Genomic DNA, 17,005 nt, shown 5'->3' on the forward strand with positions numbered 1-17,005 from the left:
ATCCTATTCAGTTTTTACAAACTTTATAAATAGTTAATACCACAGACTATTAGCCGTACAATTAAATTTCCTTAAAGCAGTGGCTCAAGCTTTAATTTGATTTCTTGAATACTCATCATATTGACGATACGAACGATTTTTCTCACACCATTATCTAATCGATCGACAATATCTCCTGCACCGATATAAATATCTGCCTTCTCTGCCGTTGCAGATGTTAAATCTGTATGAGTTACCTCTGCTTCTTTTCCGAGTTCAAGTAGTGCTTTTTTTACGTTCAGTTCCATAATGAAACTACTGCCTAAACCATTTCCGCAAACGACTAAAATTTTCATCATCATCGCTCCTTTGTCGCATATTGTTTTATTTTTTCAACAATGCAATCTGGATGTTGGCATCCAATAATCTCGTCAATTTGACTAGGTTCTTGTAACACTTGTGTTAAGTCAACTAATGCTTGTAAATGTGTTGTATGATCAGTAGCTGCCAAAATGATAATTAAGAATACAGGTTTATCTGGTCCAAATTGAACAGGGTTTTGTAAATTTAATAAGCTCATCGATAATTCATTTACTCCTTCAGATGGTCGAGCATGTGGTATTGCCACTTTAGGTGTCAGCACGACATATGGGCCGTGTTGTTCGATGGATTGTATCATCGCTTGGATATAGCGCTTTTCTATTTTGTTTTGCTGTAAAAGGGGTGCTGCAGCGATGTGTATAGCATCTTGCCAGTTAGCGACTTCGTTAACAATTTGAATCGTCTCTATATTGAGTAACTCGGTAAGCAAGTTGTTATCCCTCCTTTCATTAGGAATCAACATGTCTTCTATCCAAGGTATTAATGCATGCTAAGAAATTATGTCAAATTGTCGAATGTTTTTAACGAAATTGTTGAAAAGGGGGGAATGCGTAATCATCCGCTAAAAGAGAGAGGGGAGCTCACAGATGGTTGTATCTGTGAGTCTAGTTGTTTGATTATGATGAACGGCATTAAGACTGGATTTTTTGTGCTAAATTGTAAATGGCTTTTTTGACGAATGCATCAATCTTATTATCTAGTCTGGACTGAGGGTATATAAGCTGAATTTTTCGTTTCAGTGCTATATCATGTAAGTCTTTCTGTACTAATAAACCTGATTGCAGTTCTTCTTCAATAAGGGATACAGACAGAAAGGCAATTGTTTTACCAAAGGTAAGCATTTTTTTAATCGTACTGACAGAATCGAGTTCAATTGTATTGAAAGATGGTTGAAAAGGGTTTAGCCATTTTTCAATAAAATGGTTGGTTGAACTCGAGGACGTATGTAATAATACTTTGTTTTTAAGGACATCTGATTGCGAGATGTCCTTTTTTGCTGCCAGTTCGTGACTAGGGCTTAATGCTAAAACGAGTGAATCTTCGCCAATCGTTTCATAGCAAAGTGTTGAATTTTGTTTCTTCGTTTCCATTATTAAGCCAAAATCAAGCTCCTGCAAGGCTACCATTTTTTCGATTTCAGGTGCAGTTTTTACTTCTAAGGAAATGCGAATGTCAGGATAAGCTGTGGAAACTTGGTTAATGATTTCAGGCATAAAAATATGGGCAGGGAGTGCACTTGCTCCTAAACGTATGGAGCCAACATTTCCTGCTAGTAGATTTTCAATGAAGCGATCCATATCGTTTTGTAATTGTACGATTTGGCGTGCATAGTGAAACAGCCCTTCCCCCGCTTCGGTTAAACGATAACCACCAGCATTTGTCCGAAATAAGCGTACACCGTATTCTTCTTCAATGGAGCGAATATGAAAGGAGACAGTAGGTGGTGTAATACCTAGCTCTTTAGCGACAGGAGCTAATTTTTTTAAATCGACGAGTAAGCAAAATGCCTGTAATTTTAGATAATTCATTTTAGCCTCCTAAAGGAAATTCGATAAACTATTGCATTTACTTTAGTTTATTAGATTTTTTTTAACGACATATTAATAGTAGGTTAATATTTTCTAAATATCTGGAAACTATAGTAGAGATAGACGAGGAGGATACGATGAAAATCTCAATTACAAATTTAGAGAAAAAATATGGACACGCACAAGCGCTATGGCCTATTAATGTGGAATTAAACAGTAAGTTCATTACAATTTTAGGACAGTCAGGCTGTGGTAAAACGACATTATTGAAATTACTAGCTGGTCTTGAAAAACCAACGAATGGTGAAATTGCATTCGATGACACAATTATTTATTCTTCTAAACTTCGTAAAAATGTTAAACCAAATCAACGCAATATCGCTATGGTCTTTCAAGATTTCGCGCTATGGCCACATATGACCATTTTCCAGAACATCGCATTTGGTTTAAAAAAGATTGTACCAAAGGCGGAAATACCAGCACGGGTAGCGTATGTTATGCGTTTGGTGAACATGGAGGGATATGAAAATCGCAACCCAGGACAGTTATCAGGTGGTCAACAACAGCGAGTAGCACTTGCGAGAGCACTGGCAACGAATCCAAAGTTAATCTTATTTGATGAGCCATTATCAGCGTTAGACGCGGTGCTAAGAGAAAAAATGCAAGATGAAATTATGCATATTATCCATGAATTCGATTGCCAAGCTATATTTGTTACACATGATCAAACGGAAGCAATGACGATGTCAGATCAAATTATTGTGATGGAGTCAGGAAAAATTGCGCAGGTTGGGTCACCACAGGAAATTTATCATGCACCAGCAACTCCTTATGTAGCGGATTTTATAGGTAAGGTCAATTGGCTCGATAAAGGGAATCGGATTGTACGTCCCGAGGGGGTATCGAGAAAACAATATCCTGGAACTATTGCGAAACAAGCGATGATTGTAAAAAGTACTTTCGTTGGAGATCGCTATTTGGTTCAGGCACAAGTAGAAGGAAAGCAATGGAGCTTTTATGAAAGCATGCCTTTAGAACATGGCAAACAACTTGAGATTTTTGTAGATACAAAACAAATATATCAATTGGAGGGCTTATCGTGAAAAAACGATTCAAATTACTAGCAACTGCTGGGATTCTTTTAGCACTAACATTAGCGGGGTGTGGCAATAACAAATCAACCGACAGTGTCAATAATGAGGCAGCAAGTGCAAAGGCGAAAGAAGAAGTGCAAACATTAACGGTTTATTCAGCTGGTCCAGATGGCTTAGCTGCCAATATACAGCAAGCATTTGAAGAAAAAACGGGCATAAAAGTAGAAATGTTCCAAGGAACAACAGGCAAAATTTTATCTCGTCTAGAAGCGGAGAAAAATAATCCTGTGGCAGATATCGTTGTATTAGCTTCCGTCGCATCAATGGATGGATTAAAGGAATCCAATCAGTTACTTAGCTATCAAGAAGCAGAAAATGCTAGTAAAATGAATCGCGATTGGTCAGATGCAGAGGGCTATTACTATGGCTATAGTGCATCGGCATTAGGCATTGCTTACAACACGAAAAATACAAAAGATATTCCTACTGAATGGACAGATTTAGCTAAACCAGAGTGGCAAGGGAAAATGAATATCCCTGACCCGAGTTTGTCAGGCTCTGCGGTCGATTTTATTTACGGCTATACAGAAGCGGAAAAGACTGCTTGGGATACAATCCAATTATGGAAAAACAACGGACTCCAAGTGAATGGCGCAAATAAGGAAGCGCTAGATGCAGTTATTACAGGTGATAAAAATGCAACAATCTCAGGTGTAGACTATATGGCTTATAAAGCAAAAGCGAGTGGGGAGCCAGTAGAAATTGTTTATCCGAAGAGCGGAACTGTTGTAAGTCCTCGAGCAGTCGCTATTATGAAAGATGCTAAAAATGTGGAAGGTGCAAAAGCATACGTCAATTTCCTACTTTCAGATGAAGGACAAAAGCTAGTGACAGATGCATATTTACTGCCAGGTAATAACGAAATTGCTGTAAAAGATCGTGCGGCATTAGATGAGATTCCGCAGTTAAAGGTGAACTGGAAAGGTTCAGAGTCAAAGCAGCTTGATATTTTAACGAAGTTTAACGATATTTTCCGATAAGAGGCAATGAGTCTATAAGCCTCATTCCTACTAGATGATGCGATAAATAGGTAAAGAAAAAATTCGCTTTCAGTCATAAGACTTTGAAGAAACAGCACTGACGATTGCGGATTTTTTCTAAATACAAAAAGCATCATTTTATTAGGAATATCTACACTAGGTTTCTATGAAAGGATGATGCAATGATGATAATGGAAGGCAGACGCACTTTTAGCTTGTTATTGGCGATTGTCGCAACGTTTGCTATCGCACCATTAATAGCCATTGTTTATTATACATTTGTCCAGGATGGTCATTTTGATGTTTCACAAATTAGTAGAATGTTTGACAATGATCGTTTGTGGCGTACATTGGGTAACTCTTTATTATTAGGCGTTTTCGTGATTTTAGGGACTACAATACTGGCATTACCTATGGCATTTATTCGCACAAAAACAAGCTTACATAAATATGGTTGGCTAGATATTATTTTAACGATTCCTTTTATGACACCTCCTTATATCGGTTCTATGGGTTGGATTTTATTTATGCAAAATAATGGTTTTTTACAGCAGTTAGTACCTGGGACTGCTTGGTTATCGGATGCCTTTTTTTCTTTATTTGGCATGGTGATGGTTATGAGTCTGCACCTGTTTCCTTTTTTATATTTAATGCTGAAAAATACGCTACTTAGAATTAATGGTTCATTTTTAGATGCTGCACTTATTTTTGGCCGCAGCTCATTAAGAAATTGGCTACAGGTTATATTGCCTTTACTCGTTTCAAGCTATGTTCTAGGAGTATTGCTGATTTTCATTAAAACGCTGGCGGAATTTGGGACGCCTGCAACGTTTGGAAGTCGCATCGGATTTCAAGTTTTTACGACAGAAATTCACTCTTATCTTTCTAGATGGCCAGTTGATATTCGGATGGCAACATCGCTATCATTATTTTTACTTTCCGTGTGCCTCGTTGTTTGGTACTTTCAAAATCTTATTGGACGAAAGTTTACATATAGCGTGCTTTCAGGAAAAACACCTGCTGTTCGTGAAATTAAAGATAAATGGTATATCAAGTTTGGGTCATGGTTTTATGTCGGGATTGTGTTATTGCTTGCTATTGGAATTCCGTATTTTTCAATTATCGTAACTTCTTTACAAAAGGTGCGAGGAGACGGTTTAAGTGCTGGCAATTTCAGTTTTGCGTCGTATCAGGCTTTGTTTACTAGCGGAAGCGCGGGGTTAGCCGCATTTTTGAATAGTATTGTGTTTTCAATTGTCACTGCCGTTATTACAGCGATTATTGGATTTTTTATTGCACTATACGTTAAAAAGGGCGAAACAAAAAAGCAACAAATGTTAGATTTCTTTAGCCTAATGCCAAATATTATTCCAGGAATTGTTTTTGTCGTCGGTTTAATTATGTTTTGGAATGCACCTTGGCTACCAGCAACGATTTACAATACAAAAACAATGGTAGTGGTGACGTATTGTGTGCTTTTCCTACCATACTCTGTGCAATATACAAAATCGACATTTTCACAGTTAGATCAATCTATTTTCCAATCAGCTGCTATTTTTGGACGGAATAGTTGGGACATGTATCGATATATTTTCATCCCACTGTTAATGCAGGGAATACTTGCTGGTATGATGATGACATTTATCATTTCAATGCGTGAGTTAGTCGCAGGTCTGCTTATTTTGCCACCTTCAGTGGAAACAGGAGCAACGTTTATTTACAGCCAATTTGAACAAGGCAATGTAGGGCTAGGAATGGCTGTTGCTGTTATTACAGTCGCTATGACAGTTGTTTTTATGTTCCTATTAGATTGGCTTCAAAAGCGGGGAGGGCATGTAGGTGCTTAAGATAGAGATTTTAGGAGGCGTTGGGGAGTATGGCCGTAACTGCTTTTATCTTGAAAAGAATGGCCATGCCATTTTACTAGATTGTGGTGTTATGAACAATCGTGAAAAGACAAAGCCAAATTTAACACCTGCTCATGTGGCAAAACTAGATGCCGTGTTTATTTCTCATTCCCATATTGACCATGTAGGAGCGCTTCCTTTACTTGCACAATGGGGCTACGATGGGCAATTGATTATGAGTGAAATAACCGCAAAACAATTACAACAATCTTTTCAAAATATTAGAACGTTTGAGCCAGCATCGCTAGGCAAATGGGTCAATGTTAACGATCATCTTTCTTTTCTATGGGGCTATAGTGGGCATTTAATAGGAAGTGTTTGGTACAGTATTCGCTTTTTAGAGGAGGTGATATTTTTTTCAGGAGATTATGTGATGGATTCCTATCTATTAAAGGCAAATCTTCCGAAAGAGCATAGTGAAAAGTATGACGTAGCATTCATAGATAGTGGTCATTTTGAGAAACGTATTCACAACAAAAAAGTATTACAGCAATTAGCGGATTATATCGAAGCGAACGATCGTAATGCAATACTTTTCCCTTCTTCCTTTTCTGGCAAAACGGCTGATATTGCATTTTACCTTTTTGAGCATACGACTAGAAAGGTGTCTATCGCGAAAGATTTTTTACCTTTTTTTGAAGAGTATTACGATGCACCAGATAATGTTGTATTCTCTCCGCTCTTGTCATCGTTCAAAAAAGAATGCTTACAAGAGCGGACAATGGCAGAGAACGCCATTTATTTTGTTCCAGAGCGCGATGACGTAATAATATCGAAGCTACTTACGGATTTACCATCAGCCAATGTCATCTTTACGGGGTACTTTAATAAAGGCAGTTACATTCAACAATTAGCACCAAATCAACTAAAACATTTTTTCTACAAAACACATCCTGATTATGAGGATACTATCTTGCTATCAAAGTATATTAATGCTCATCAAACCATCTATTTTCACAGTCAATTAACAAATAAAGAAACGTCACTATTAAAAATAATCGGAAGTGAGGATGAAAATATATGAAATATTATTTGAAGAGGCTTGCATTGAAAGTAGCCGTAATAGGATTAGTATTAAGCACGTTTGGAATAATGGGTGCCGTACAAGCAAAAGCCGCCATCGAGCCTGGGCATGAGATTAAATATAATTTGAAATCAGAGCTATTCAATGAGTCAGATATTTTAAACTTTTTTGCCGCTACTAAAAAAGATGAAGTAAAAATTTACTACTTCGATACACAGAGGAAAGATTTTTTAAGCGCAGACTATAACAATCGTTTACGCGTTTATAAAGATAGCAATAAAATCGACATTACGTATAAAAAGAGATTTCTCAATACACCACTTGAAGAAGCACTTGCAATAACTGAAAGCCATGGTTTTACTGGTGACGAATCCAACTATAAATTTGAAATGGATATTAAGGGTGGTAATCATACATTTACCATTAGTCGAAAAGAGTCATTGAAGGAAACTACTAAAGTTAACTATAATTCGGTGGATACGAGTGCAGCCAAAAAATTAATTTTAGAAAATGTGCCAAAGAAAATTTTAAATTGGGACTCTGCAACTTGGTATAACAATACGTTATCACAGACAGTCGTCTATGGACCTGCCAAGGCAACAACATATAAAGGAAGCTTTGCAGGATATGAGGCAGATATTGAAGTTTGGCATTATCAAGGTGAAATCATGACAGAGCTATCGACAAAAGAAAATAATGCTGCAAAAGCGGCCACGATTGAAAAAGTATGGCGTGAACAACTAGAAGGAGCTGGCTATCTAAGTGCGGATCAGCGTGGGAAAACGGCGTTTGTTATGGAGAAGTAATATTGGACTAACTATAAGGTGAATGGCTTGCAAGAAAGTAAAGCCCTTCAATTGTTAGAAGCTATCTAATAATTGAAGGGCTTTTGTGAAAATGAGGTATATATTTATACCGCACCTACTAATTTTAAAATATTTATAATAATAATCCCGACAATGCCAAAGTCAGAATCACCAAAAGTGGTGCCTTCAAAGCCGATGTCTCCCATAAAGATGAGTAGTATCGCAGGAATGAAGCTAATGATTAAGCCATTGGCAAAGGCTCCTGCCATTGAGCCGATTCGACCACCTGTTGCATTTCCGAAAACACCTGCGGCTGCACCAGTGAAGAAGTGGGGCACAAGGCCAGGTATAATGACTTTTAGCCCGATTAGGGGGAGTACGAACATAGACAAAATACCAGCTAGGAAACTAAAGAGGAAGCCGATGATAACGGCATTCGGTGCAAATGGAAATATTGTCGGGCAATCTAATGCAGGCTTAGCATTTGGTACGAGCTTATCGGCAATCCCTTTAAATGCAGGGACAATTTCGGCTATCAGCATGCGTACCCCTGCTAGGATGATATAAACCCCAGCAGCAAAGGTAATCGCTTGAATAATTGCGAAAACGATGAAATTTGAGCCATCGGATAATTGTCCTTCTATATAAGAACGACCTGCAAATAAGGCAACAATAATGAAAAATAGGCACATTGTTAAGGAAATGGCAACGGATGTATCTCGTAAAAATCCTAATGATTTTGGTACTGGAATTGCTTCAGTTGATTTAGTTTTGTTGCCAAATAGTTGACCTATTTTAGCAGATACATAGTAGCCAATGCTTCCAAAATGACCGACTGCGAAATCATTATTACCTGTAATTTGTCGCACTGTAGGCTGTAAAATGGCAGGGAAGCCAACCATACAAATACCTAATAATATGGATCCGACAATAATTAGAGGTACACCACTCATACCGCCTATCGAGAGGGAAGTTGCGATTAAACACGCCATAAATAATGTATGATGGCCAGTTAAAAAAATATATTTAAAAGGGGTAAATCGCGCTAGCAATATATTCATTACCATTCCAAATACCATAATCATGGCGGTGGACGTTCCAAAAGTCGTTTGCGCTGCCGCTACAATCGCTTCATTATTGGGGATAACTCCTTGAACTTGAAAGGCATGATCAAACATTTTGCTAAAATGATTTAAAGATCCAATTAAAACGGTTGCACCAGCGCCCAGGATGACAAAGCCCATTATGGTTTTTAATGTGCCTGAAAGGACAGTAGAAGCCGATTTTTTTTGAATTAGTAAGCCGATAAGCGCAAATAGGCCAACTAATATTGCTGGTGTACCTAAAATGTCATTCATTATAATATCTAACATACAAACACCTCAATCCAATCCAATTTTAAAAAGCATTACAGATGCCATTGAGTAAAGCTTTAAAGTAGTGGATCAAGCTTAGATTTAATTTCTGAAACATTCATCATATTAACGATACGTACAATATTACGAGCACCGTTATCCAATTGATCGATAATATCTCCTGCACCGATATAAATATCGGCTTTCTCTGCCATTGCAGATGCTAAATCTGTATGCGCCACCTCAACATCTTTTCCGAGTTCAAGCAGTGCCTTTTTAACATTTAGCTCCATAATAAAGCTACTGCCTAAGCCATTTCCGCAAACAACTAAAATCTTCATCATCATCGCTCCTTTGCAGCATATTGTTTTATTTTTTCAATAATACATTCTGGACACTTGCATTCGATAATATTGTCGATTTGACTTGGTTCTTGTAACACTTGTGTTAAATCAACTAATGCCTGTAAATGAGTTGTATTGTCTGTAGCTGCTAACACAATAATTAAGTACACGGGTTTATCGGGTCCAAATTGTACAGGTTTTTGCAATTTTAATAAGCTCATTGATAATTCATTTACTCCATCAGATGGTCGCGCATGTGGAATGGCTACTTTAGGTGTAAGCACGACATATGGACCATGTTGTTCGATGGATTCTATCATTGCTTGGATATAGCGTTTTTCTATTTTATTTTGCTGTAATAGGGGCAATGAAGCGACGTGAATAGCGTCCTGCCAGTTAGCTACTTCGTTAGCAATTTGGATCGCATTCAGATTAAGTAACTCGGTAAGCAAGTTGGTCATCCCTCCCTTCGCTATTAATCAACATGTTTTCAATACATATTATTAATGCATGATACACAATGATGTAAGATTGCTGAATATTTTGGTTCTCTTTGTAATGTGATGGTATAGCAGCATAACTTATGAAAAATTATAAAACTAGTAATCGTTATAGTTTTTCAGATTGCTGTAACTGCCCTTTTTTAATCAAGCAATTTTTCGTAAAAACCATCCCTCGCAAAATATCGAGAACCTTTTCTTGGTACTCCAATGGAAGTTCATTGGCTGTATCAATAATTTCGTTCAAAGTTTTTTCAGATGAAACGGCTTTGCTTTGTTTTGACAAGACAATCATCTCCTTGTAGCATGCTTTATGAATGAATTTTATCACGCGTATTTTGCGCTGTCAATGAATTAAGTGTTGTATTATATGCGTTGTCAATGATTAAATGCTTTGATAATGAATTTTATTTCGGTTATAATACAATACAGAGGTGATATTTTAATGAACTCTTTAGGTGAAAGATTAATATACGCTCGTAAAAACAAAGGATATACGCAAGATGCACTTGCTGAAACAATAGGCGTTTCAAGGGGTGTAATTTTTAATCTTGAAAAAAATAAAACTGAACCACAGATGATTGTGATTAATGCTATCAGTCAATGTTTAAAAATTAATAAAAATTGGCTTTTGACAGGTGAAGGTGAAATGAGCGATACAGATGAGGCTGTTCAAAGTGCTAAAGTACTTTCGGACATTTATAGTATTGCAAAAGAATTATCTGAGGAAGAACAATTATATATCCTTGAAGTGGTTAAAACATACAAAAAACACACAGAGCAGAGGAACAAGTAAGCAAACAAATCATTATATGAAATGGATCATGGGCTTTCCTTAGGAGCCCTTTTTTTGGGTTTATCCGCTGGACAGAGGGAAATATCTGTGGAATAAGAAGGTTTACCCGCGAAGCAAAGAGAGAATTCCGCGGAGCAGGGAGAGGATTCCGCGGAGCAGGGAGAGAATTCCGCGGAGCAAAGAGAGGATTCCGCGGAGCAGGGAGAGAATTCCGCGGAGCAAAGAGAGGATTCCGCGAAGCAGGGAGAGAATTCCGCGAAGCAGGGAGAGAATTCCGCGAAGCAAAGAGAGGATTCCGCGGAGCAAAGAGAGAATTCCGCGAAGCAAAGAGAGAATTCCGCGAAGCAGGGAGAGAATTCCGCGGAGCAAAAAGAGAATTCCGCGGAGCAAAGAGAGAATTCCGCGAAGCAAAGAGAGAATTCCGCGGAGCAGGGAGAGAATTCCGCAAAGCAAAGAGAGAATTCCTCGAAGCAAAGAGAGAATTCCGCGGAGCAGGGAGAGAATTCCGCGAAGCAAGGAGAATTACCCGTGAAACCAATAGATACCCGCTTTATTAAATATTTTTAGATTAGTCACTATATAGAAAGTATCAACTATTATGGTGCAGTAACAAATTGGAACATGCATTATTTGGAATGACTATTGAGAATAATGGACAATTTCTTATTAGGTAAAATAAAAACATATAAAGTTTGTTCTAACTTTTTCAAATTAGCTTACACTTACTATAGGACGAACTTTGTGTGGAGTAAGGGGGAAATAACATAGCGAAAAAAATGGGAATTATTGCGCTATTCTTATTTGGTGTGTATGTTCTTTGCATGTACTGGTATATTTTCCATAGTGGTGGCGGCACGATTCCGCGGGCGTTTCAAGGAACAGCAGCGGACCCAGTCATGTTTATGTCTGAAAAAGAGCTAAACTTAAGTGGTGAATACTCTAAAATACGAAATTTCCTATTTTTCGTAGTAACACCGTTTGAATGGCTCGTTTATATCGTCATTTTGTTAATGGGAGTTTCTCGTTATTTTGAAAAAGTGGCTACCTCACAAACAAAATGGAAACTGCTGCAAAATGCTGCTTATTTATTTTTGTTATCATTTTTGCTTTATGTCGTTCTTTTCCCAATTGAATACTATCGCTACAATTTAAGTAAAAGCTATGGGATAAGTACACAAGCATTTACTTCATGGATGCGAGATGGAGTTGTTGATTTTTGGGTCAATTTTGGCATGACCTTTATTGTCGTATCAGTTATTTATTGGTTGATTAAAAAGAGCGCTAAGAGATGGTGGCTATACGCATGGCTATTAACAATACCATTTACGATTTTTATCATGTTTCTTCAGCCAGTTGTCATTGATCCTCTATACAATGATTTTTATCCGTTAAAAAATAAAGAGCTTGAAACAAAAATTTTAGCAATCGCTGATCAAGCCGATATTCCAGCAGAACATGTTTATGAAGTTAATATGGCGCAAAAGACCAATGCTCTAAATGCCTATGTAACAGGTATCGGTAGTAATTCAAGAATTGTACTATGGGATACGACATTAAATCGCTTAACAGATAATGAAATTTTATTTATCATGGCGCATGAAATGGGACATTATGTTGAGAAACATATTTACTTTGGCATTGCAGGTTATTTATTGTTGACCTTAGTGGGGCTTTGGATAACAGCAAAGACTATGAGGTGGGCGATTGCTCGGTACGGACATGCAATAAAAATTACGAAAATGAGCGACATTCATTCCTTGCCACTATTTTTACTAATCACATCCTTTTTATTATTTGCATCAAGCCCTTTATCTAATTATATATCTAGATATCAGGAAACGAGAGCGGATCAGTATGCTATATCTTTAATGAATGATCGTACGGCAGCGGTAACTGCATTCCAAAAACTTACAATCTCAGGGTTGAGTGAAGTTAATCCGCCGCTTCTTGTTAAATGGTTCCGCTATACACATCCGACGATGCTTGATCGAATTATGAAAGTGGCGGAAACAGAAGAACCGAAAAATGAAAAGCCACTAAAGGAAGAACAGAAAAAAGGTAAATAGAATGTGTAGTAAGTTACTACAATTCATAAAGGTTTAGGTTTTTAGGGCGAATAAGTTGGGTATTCTAAAGAGAAGATTATCAAAATTGTTCGTTGTAGAATGGTAGGGGAATTCATGCGCAATATTGTGATTATCACGCTTGCTTCGATATTAATGGCATTTGCATATAATTTTTTATTAATACCGCATGAGATTTTAAGTGGCGGATTAAGTGGGATTGCCATTATGCTTGGTATTGTGACGCCTTTGAATACAGGTATATTAAACCTTTTATTAAATTTACCGTTGCTAATTTTAGGTGTGATGAAGCTGGGGAAACGCTTTATTGCTTATACAATCCTATCTGTTGCGGTAATGTCTATCTCTTTGTTAATCATTCCAATTTATAAGGCAACAGAGGAACCGATATTAGCATCTTTATTTGGTGGGGTTATTGTCGGCCTATGTGTCGGTCTCGTTTTTCGCGCATCGGGTTCCTCAGGTGGCTTTGATATTATAGCGATGCTTTTAAGCCGTAAAAGAGATTTTCCACTAGGTGCACTGATTTCAGCAATGAATGGTATTGTAGTGGCAATATCAGGATTTGTATTTAGTTGGGATGCAGCCTTGCTGACGCTCGTTTCAATCTACGCAACAGGGAAGGTTGTCGATACAATCCATACAAGTAATATTAAACTAACGCTTATGATTATTACGAGCAATGGTGAGGATGTAAAACAACAACTATTAACGAGATTACAACGGGGCATAACGATGATGGATGCCAAAGGTGGGTATTCAGGTGAAGGACGAAAAGTACTCATTACCGTTATTACACGTTACCAGCTTGCGGAAGTGAAAAGTTTAATAAAAGAAGTAGATGCCAAGGCATTTGTAAACATTTTGCAAACGACTGAAGTAATAGGGGTTTTTGATCGTGGATCGAAATAATGATATGTTTTGGTGCTTATCTACACTATCGTTACTTTAAGAAAATGTATTTTACTAGCACACGTTTTGATTATACTAATCTTAGCGTGCCAGTCACCCAAACAATTCTGAATTTTTTAGTATGGTGTGAGAAAGCACGCAATGTAAGCCACAACAGGTCACGCGATAGCGAGGGTTGCGGCTTACATCGTGCCAGTCACTCAAACAATTTAGTTAAGAATTATAGCCATGCTCCCCATAAGGCTGAAGCTCTTCAAGCCACTTTTCTTCTAGCTTTTCAAGTTCTTTTTTTGCGTCAAAATAGCCTTCTTCTTTTTCCTTCAAATACTCCACGACCTCGAGCTGAAAAGCATCTTTGCCAAATGTATTGTAGTCAGCCTGTAGCGCTTTATTCGTATAAGTATTTGTTTTTAACATAAATTGAAATCCGTTTAATCGTTTTAAGTTATTGAAGCTCCCGACAAACACTTTACCATTTTGTTTGTTTGTCATTGTAAAAACTCCTGCTTCAATTTTCATTTCTTTATACATTTCTTTTAATTCTTTTTTGTGGTCCATTGTTAACCCTACTTTCTTATTTTTTTACCCAGTAAGCACTGCCATCGTCTACACGATCCATAAAACCGTATTGAATTAAATAGCGACGAATTTGTACATAGTCCTCATATATTGGTTGAATAATTGCATTAAGCTCTTTTTCTGTATACTGTTTTGACTCATCAAGAAGCGTTGTAATCGCACGTAGTACAACGATTTTATGCTTTTCTCGTTTTGGGAAGCGGACGAGCTCTTGACCGATGCCATTCGGGAAGTATTTTGCAAGCAGCTGTTGTTCTTCCGTAAGGGTGATGTTATAGCGATCGTCGACCATCGTAGCCGTTTTGTGAATCGGTACAAAAGAATCTTCCTTTTGATCTTGTTGTTTTAAAAGCTCCATCATGGCAAGGAATGTTTTAGCTTGACGCTCTTTTTCTTTTAAGGCAAAACGATGATGTCGAATAGTCGTTGCGCTGCCAATTTCTAGCTCCTCTTTAATTTCCTGATCCGTTTTACCCTCATAAAAAAGGCGCAAAATATGACTCTGATGTTCTGTTAAACCTGTCATTTTTTTATTTAAGCCATTTAAGTAATGAAAAACTGATTGGTGTGTAGCAGTAATATGATGCTGCATAAATTTTTCTGCTTCATATAGGACATCTTCATGTGGATAAATAATGCCCTTTTCGATTTTTTCCCCACAAAGAAGGCAAGTGTAGTGTGTAGCTTCATTTGTATAGCCATGTGTTATGTCCTCGATCGAAGCCTGCCAAAATAATTGATTTACATCCATTGTGAAACCTCCTGAAAAACAAACTATTATTTATTTTGTTTGTTTATTTATATTTAAAATAACAAAGTGTTTGGTAAAAAGCAATAAAAAACACATCGCGTTTGCTGGCGATGTGTATAAAATGACTATTCATGATTTTTCTTTTTGAAAATCATAATTGATAAAATAGCAAGTACGAAAATTGTTATTAGAATCACTATATAACTTGTTGATAGGTTAAGAGAATGCCCATTGAGCTCATAAACAATACCATAGTTCAGCTTATAGCTTTCCACCTGTGCAGCAGGAACACCGTCAAAAACTTTTGTTATTGAGCTATCCATAAACGCATTACGTAATAAAAGTGTCGTATGACTAATAGGGAAATACATAATAAGCTGTTGGGCAAAGTTTGGTAGAACACCGACAGGTACATATACACCACATAAAAAGCCTAATACCGTACCGACGATTGTACTCAGTGTTGAAAAAGCGTTTTGAGTACTTACAAATAGTACGAGAAAAACATTAAATACGCTCGCCAATAACACAGACAATAATAGTATACCTATCACTGTAATTAGGGAGCCAAAGCTAAGTAGATGACCGCCAGTGGCCACCAAGAAAATTTCACAGCCTACAAGGGCAATGAGTGAGAAGATACAGCCAATAATAAATGCATTCATAACATAGCTCATCTGAATTGTTGCGCGGGAAATAGGGGCAGTTAAAAAATCTGCTGTCGCCTTGGATTCACTATCACGAACGGCAATAGCAAATGCGGCTAGTGTGGTAGTGACAGCCATCATGGATAATAAACCTGCCACAAGCCATTCATTGACCATTGCGATTAATTCTGGTGTTGCCACTGTCATTTGCTCAATAGCGTCCACTTGCATTTTTTGAAGAAACACCGCATAAAGAACGATGACGATGATTACGGAAAGGAGGGAGAAAAAGACTTGTGTTTTATCTCTCCTAAATACCTTGTTATTACGTTGAATTAAGCTAATCATTGCTTCCATTAAATCGCATCTCCTTGTGCCATAATATGAAGAAAAACATCGTCCATCGATCCTTTAATAACTTCAAACGAGGCTAAAAAGGGTTCGGCACTTTTTAAAAGGGAAAGTGCATGCATAGTAGAGTCCAGTCGAACTGAGAAAATACCTTGATTTTCGGTGAAATGTAATGTGTTGTCCTTCAGCCACTTTAACCCCATCGAACGATCATGAAATACAAGTGCCATCTGGTCATAGGCATATTGTGTTTTTAAGAAATCGGGTGTTCCTTCAGCGACAATGCGACCTTGTTTTAATACGATGACCTGATGCGCAACGGCAGCTTCTTCCATATAGTGTGTTGTTAGAAACACCGTCATATTTGTTTCTTCCTGTAGTTGTTTGATCGTTTGCCAAACGAATTGGCGTGTTTGTGGATCAAGCCCAGTTGTAGGTTCATCTAAAAATAAGATTTTCGGTCGATGAATAAGTGCTCGAGCGATATCTGCACGTCTTTTTTGGCCTCCAGACAATGTGCCATATTTTTGCTGTTCAATATCTTCTAAATGTAAATAGGTCGAGACAAATCGATAGTTTTCTGCAAGCTGTGCTCTCGATAAACCATATGTTTTGCCGCGGTGGATAATATTTTCACGTACCGTTAACCGTTCATCTAGTAGACTTTGCTGAAAGACGACGCCGATTGATTTACGAATTTCCCCATTCATAGATTTTTCATCGAGCGTATAACCGTTAATCGTTACAGTTCCACTTGATTTTTGTAATAATGTACATAAAATTTCAATTGTGGTCGATTTACCAGCACCATTGGCACCTAAAAAAGCAAAGAGCGAGCCTTGTTCTACCTTAAAGGAAATGCCTTTGACCGCTAAATGTTCGCCATAATGCTTTTGTAAATGTTCGACTTGAATCGCAAACGTCAT

General features: G+C 37.5%; 20 protein-coding genes. 8 read left to right on the plus strand and 12 right to left on the minus strand.

Annotated features, from left to right (window positions below; translation table 11 throughout):
* Positions 1 to 71 precede the first annotated feature (71 nt).
* From FH508_RS07560 to FH508_RS07570, 3 genes are all read right to left on the minus strand, one after another.
* Positions 72 to 335, minus strand: a complete 264-nt coding sequence (locus FH508_RS07560; RefSeq protein ID WP_173478399.1) for a PTS sugar transporter subunit IIB — start codon at positions 333 to 335, stop codon at positions 72 to 74.
* Between the two features lie 2 nt (positions 336 to 337).
* Positions 338 to 790, minus strand: coding sequence for a PTS sugar transporter subunit IIA (locus tag FH508_RS07565; protein ID WP_173478400.1), 453 nt, complete (start codon positions 788 to 790; stop codon positions 338 to 340).
* A 202-nt stretch (positions 791 to 992) separates the two neighbouring features.
* Complete coding sequence (locus FH508_RS07570; RefSeq protein ID WP_173478401.1) at positions 993 to 1,889, minus strand: LysR family transcriptional regulator; 897 nt, start codon at positions 1,887 to 1,889, stop codon at positions 993 to 995.
* A gap of 137 nt (positions 1,890 to 2,026) precedes the next feature.
* Between FH508_RS07570 and FH508_RS07575 the strand changes: the two genes are divergently transcribed.
* From FH508_RS07575 to FH508_RS07595, 5 genes are all read left to right on the plus strand, one after another.
* Complete coding sequence (locus FH508_RS07575) at positions 2,027 to 2,992, plus strand: ABC transporter ATP-binding protein (protein WP_173478402.1); 966 nt, start codon at positions 2,027 to 2,029, stop codon at positions 2,990 to 2,992.
* A complete protein-coding gene (locus tag FH508_RS07580) occupies positions 2,986 to 4,023 on the plus strand; it encodes an extracellular solute-binding protein (RefSeq protein ID WP_173478576.1) in 1,038 nt (345 codons plus the stop codon). Before FH508_RS07575 ends, FH508_RS07580 begins: the two co-directional genes overlap by 7 nt.
* A 185-nt stretch (positions 4,024 to 4,208) precedes the next feature.
* A complete protein-coding gene (locus FH508_RS07585) occupies positions 4,209 to 5,870 on the plus strand; it encodes an ABC transporter permease (RefSeq protein WP_173478577.1) in 1,662 nt (553 codons plus the stop codon).
* Positions 5,863 to 6,954, plus strand: a complete 1,092-nt coding sequence (locus FH508_RS07590) for an MBL fold metallo-hydrolase (protein ID WP_173478403.1) — start codon at positions 5,863 to 5,865, stop codon at positions 6,952 to 6,954. Before FH508_RS07585 ends, FH508_RS07590 begins: the two co-directional genes overlap by 8 nt.
* A complete protein-coding gene (locus FH508_RS07595) occupies positions 6,951 to 7,760 on the plus strand; it encodes a hypothetical protein (RefSeq protein ID WP_173478404.1) in 810 nt (269 codons plus the stop codon). Before FH508_RS07590 ends, FH508_RS07595 begins: the two co-directional genes overlap by 4 nt.
* A 104-nt stretch (positions 7,761 to 7,864) precedes the next feature.
* Here FH508_RS07595 and FH508_RS07600 read toward each other — a convergent pair whose 3' ends face one another.
* From FH508_RS07600 to FH508_RS07615, 4 genes are all read right to left on the minus strand, one after another.
* The gene (locus FH508_RS07600) at positions 7,865 to 9,133 is read right to left on the minus strand and encodes a PTS ascorbate transporter subunit IIC (RefSeq protein ID WP_173478405.1); all 1,269 of its coding nucleotides are present in this window, start codon (positions 9,131 to 9,133) and stop codon (positions 7,865 to 7,867) included.
* 59 nt (positions 9,134 to 9,192) lie between these two features.
* Positions 9,193 to 9,456 (minus strand): PTS sugar transporter subunit IIB, encoded by a 264-nt coding sequence (locus FH508_RS07605; RefSeq protein ID WP_173478406.1) that lies wholly within the window; start codon positions 9,454 to 9,456, stop codon positions 9,193 to 9,195.
* 2 nt (positions 9,457 to 9,458) lie between these two features.
* Positions 9,459 to 9,920: a PTS sugar transporter subunit IIA gene (locus FH508_RS07610; RefSeq protein ID WP_228134436.1), complete on the minus strand. Its 462-nt coding sequence runs from the start codon at positions 9,918 to 9,920 to the stop codon at positions 9,459 to 9,461.
* Between the two features lie 148 nt (positions 9,921 to 10,068).
* On the minus strand, positions 10,069 to 10,245 hold the full coding sequence (locus FH508_RS07615; RefSeq protein ID WP_217270260.1) for a hypothetical protein: 177 nt from the start codon (positions 10,243 to 10,245) through the stop codon (positions 10,069 to 10,071).
* A 159-nt stretch (positions 10,246 to 10,404) separates the two neighbouring features.
* On the opposite strand from FH508_RS07615, the gene FH508_RS07620 reads away from it, so the two are divergent.
* Positions 10,405 to 10,755: a helix-turn-helix domain-containing protein gene (locus FH508_RS07620; protein ID WP_173478408.1), complete on the plus strand. Its 351-nt coding sequence runs from the start codon at positions 10,405 to 10,407 to the stop codon at positions 10,753 to 10,755.
* A 102-nt stretch (positions 10,756 to 10,857) separates the two neighbouring features.
* On the opposite strand, the gene FH508_RS07625 is transcribed toward FH508_RS07620, so the two are convergent.
* The gene (locus FH508_RS07625; protein WP_173478409.1) at positions 10,858 to 11,271 is read right to left on the minus strand and encodes a hypothetical protein; all 414 of its coding nucleotides are present in this window, start codon (positions 11,269 to 11,271) and stop codon (positions 10,858 to 10,860) included.
* Between the two features lie 248 nt (positions 11,272 to 11,519).
* On the opposite strand from FH508_RS07625, the gene FH508_RS07630 reads away from it, so the two are divergent.
* Positions 11,520 to 12,821 carry a M48 family metallopeptidase gene (locus FH508_RS07630; RefSeq protein WP_305068716.1) on the plus strand — a complete coding sequence of 434 codons (1,302 nt, stop codon included), beginning with the start codon at positions 11,520 to 11,522 and terminating at the stop codon, positions 12,819 to 12,821.
* Positions 12,822 to 12,935: 114 nt separating this feature from the next.
* Complete coding sequence (locus FH508_RS07635) at positions 12,936 to 13,751, plus strand: YitT family protein (protein WP_173478579.1); 816 nt, start codon at positions 12,936 to 12,938, stop codon at positions 13,749 to 13,751.
* A 213-nt stretch (positions 13,752 to 13,964) separates the two neighbouring features.
* On the opposite strand, the gene FH508_RS07640 is transcribed toward FH508_RS07635, so the two are convergent.
* The 4 genes from FH508_RS07640 to FH508_RS07655 all read right to left on the minus strand — a co-directional run bounded on the left by FH508_RS07640 (position 13,965) and on the right by FH508_RS07655 (position 17,005).
* Positions 13,965 to 14,309 carry a GIY-YIG nuclease family protein gene (locus FH508_RS07640; protein WP_173478411.1) on the minus strand — a complete coding sequence of 115 codons (345 nt, stop codon included), beginning with the start codon at positions 14,307 to 14,309 and terminating at the stop codon, positions 13,965 to 13,967.
* 16 nt (positions 14,310 to 14,325) lie between these two features.
* The gene (locus FH508_RS07645; RefSeq protein ID WP_173478412.1) at positions 14,326 to 15,081 is read right to left on the minus strand and encodes a DUF2087 domain-containing protein; all 756 of its coding nucleotides are present in this window, start codon (positions 15,079 to 15,081) and stop codon (positions 14,326 to 14,328) included.
* A gap of 125 nt (positions 15,082 to 15,206) precedes the next feature.
* A complete protein-coding gene (locus FH508_RS07650) occupies positions 15,207 to 16,085 on the minus strand; it encodes an ABC transporter permease (RefSeq protein WP_173478413.1) in 879 nt (292 codons plus the stop codon).
* Positions 16,085 to 17,005 (minus strand): ABC transporter ATP-binding protein, encoded by a 921-nt coding sequence (locus tag FH508_RS07655; RefSeq protein WP_173478414.1) that lies wholly within the window; start codon positions 17,003 to 17,005, stop codon positions 16,085 to 16,087. Before FH508_RS07655 ends, FH508_RS07650 begins: the two co-directional genes overlap by 1 nt.

The organism is Lysinibacillus sp. CD3-6 (genome assembly GCF_006351725.2).
Taxonomy (GTDB): domain Bacteria; phylum Bacillota; class Bacilli; order Bacillales_A; family Planococcaceae; genus Lysinibacillus.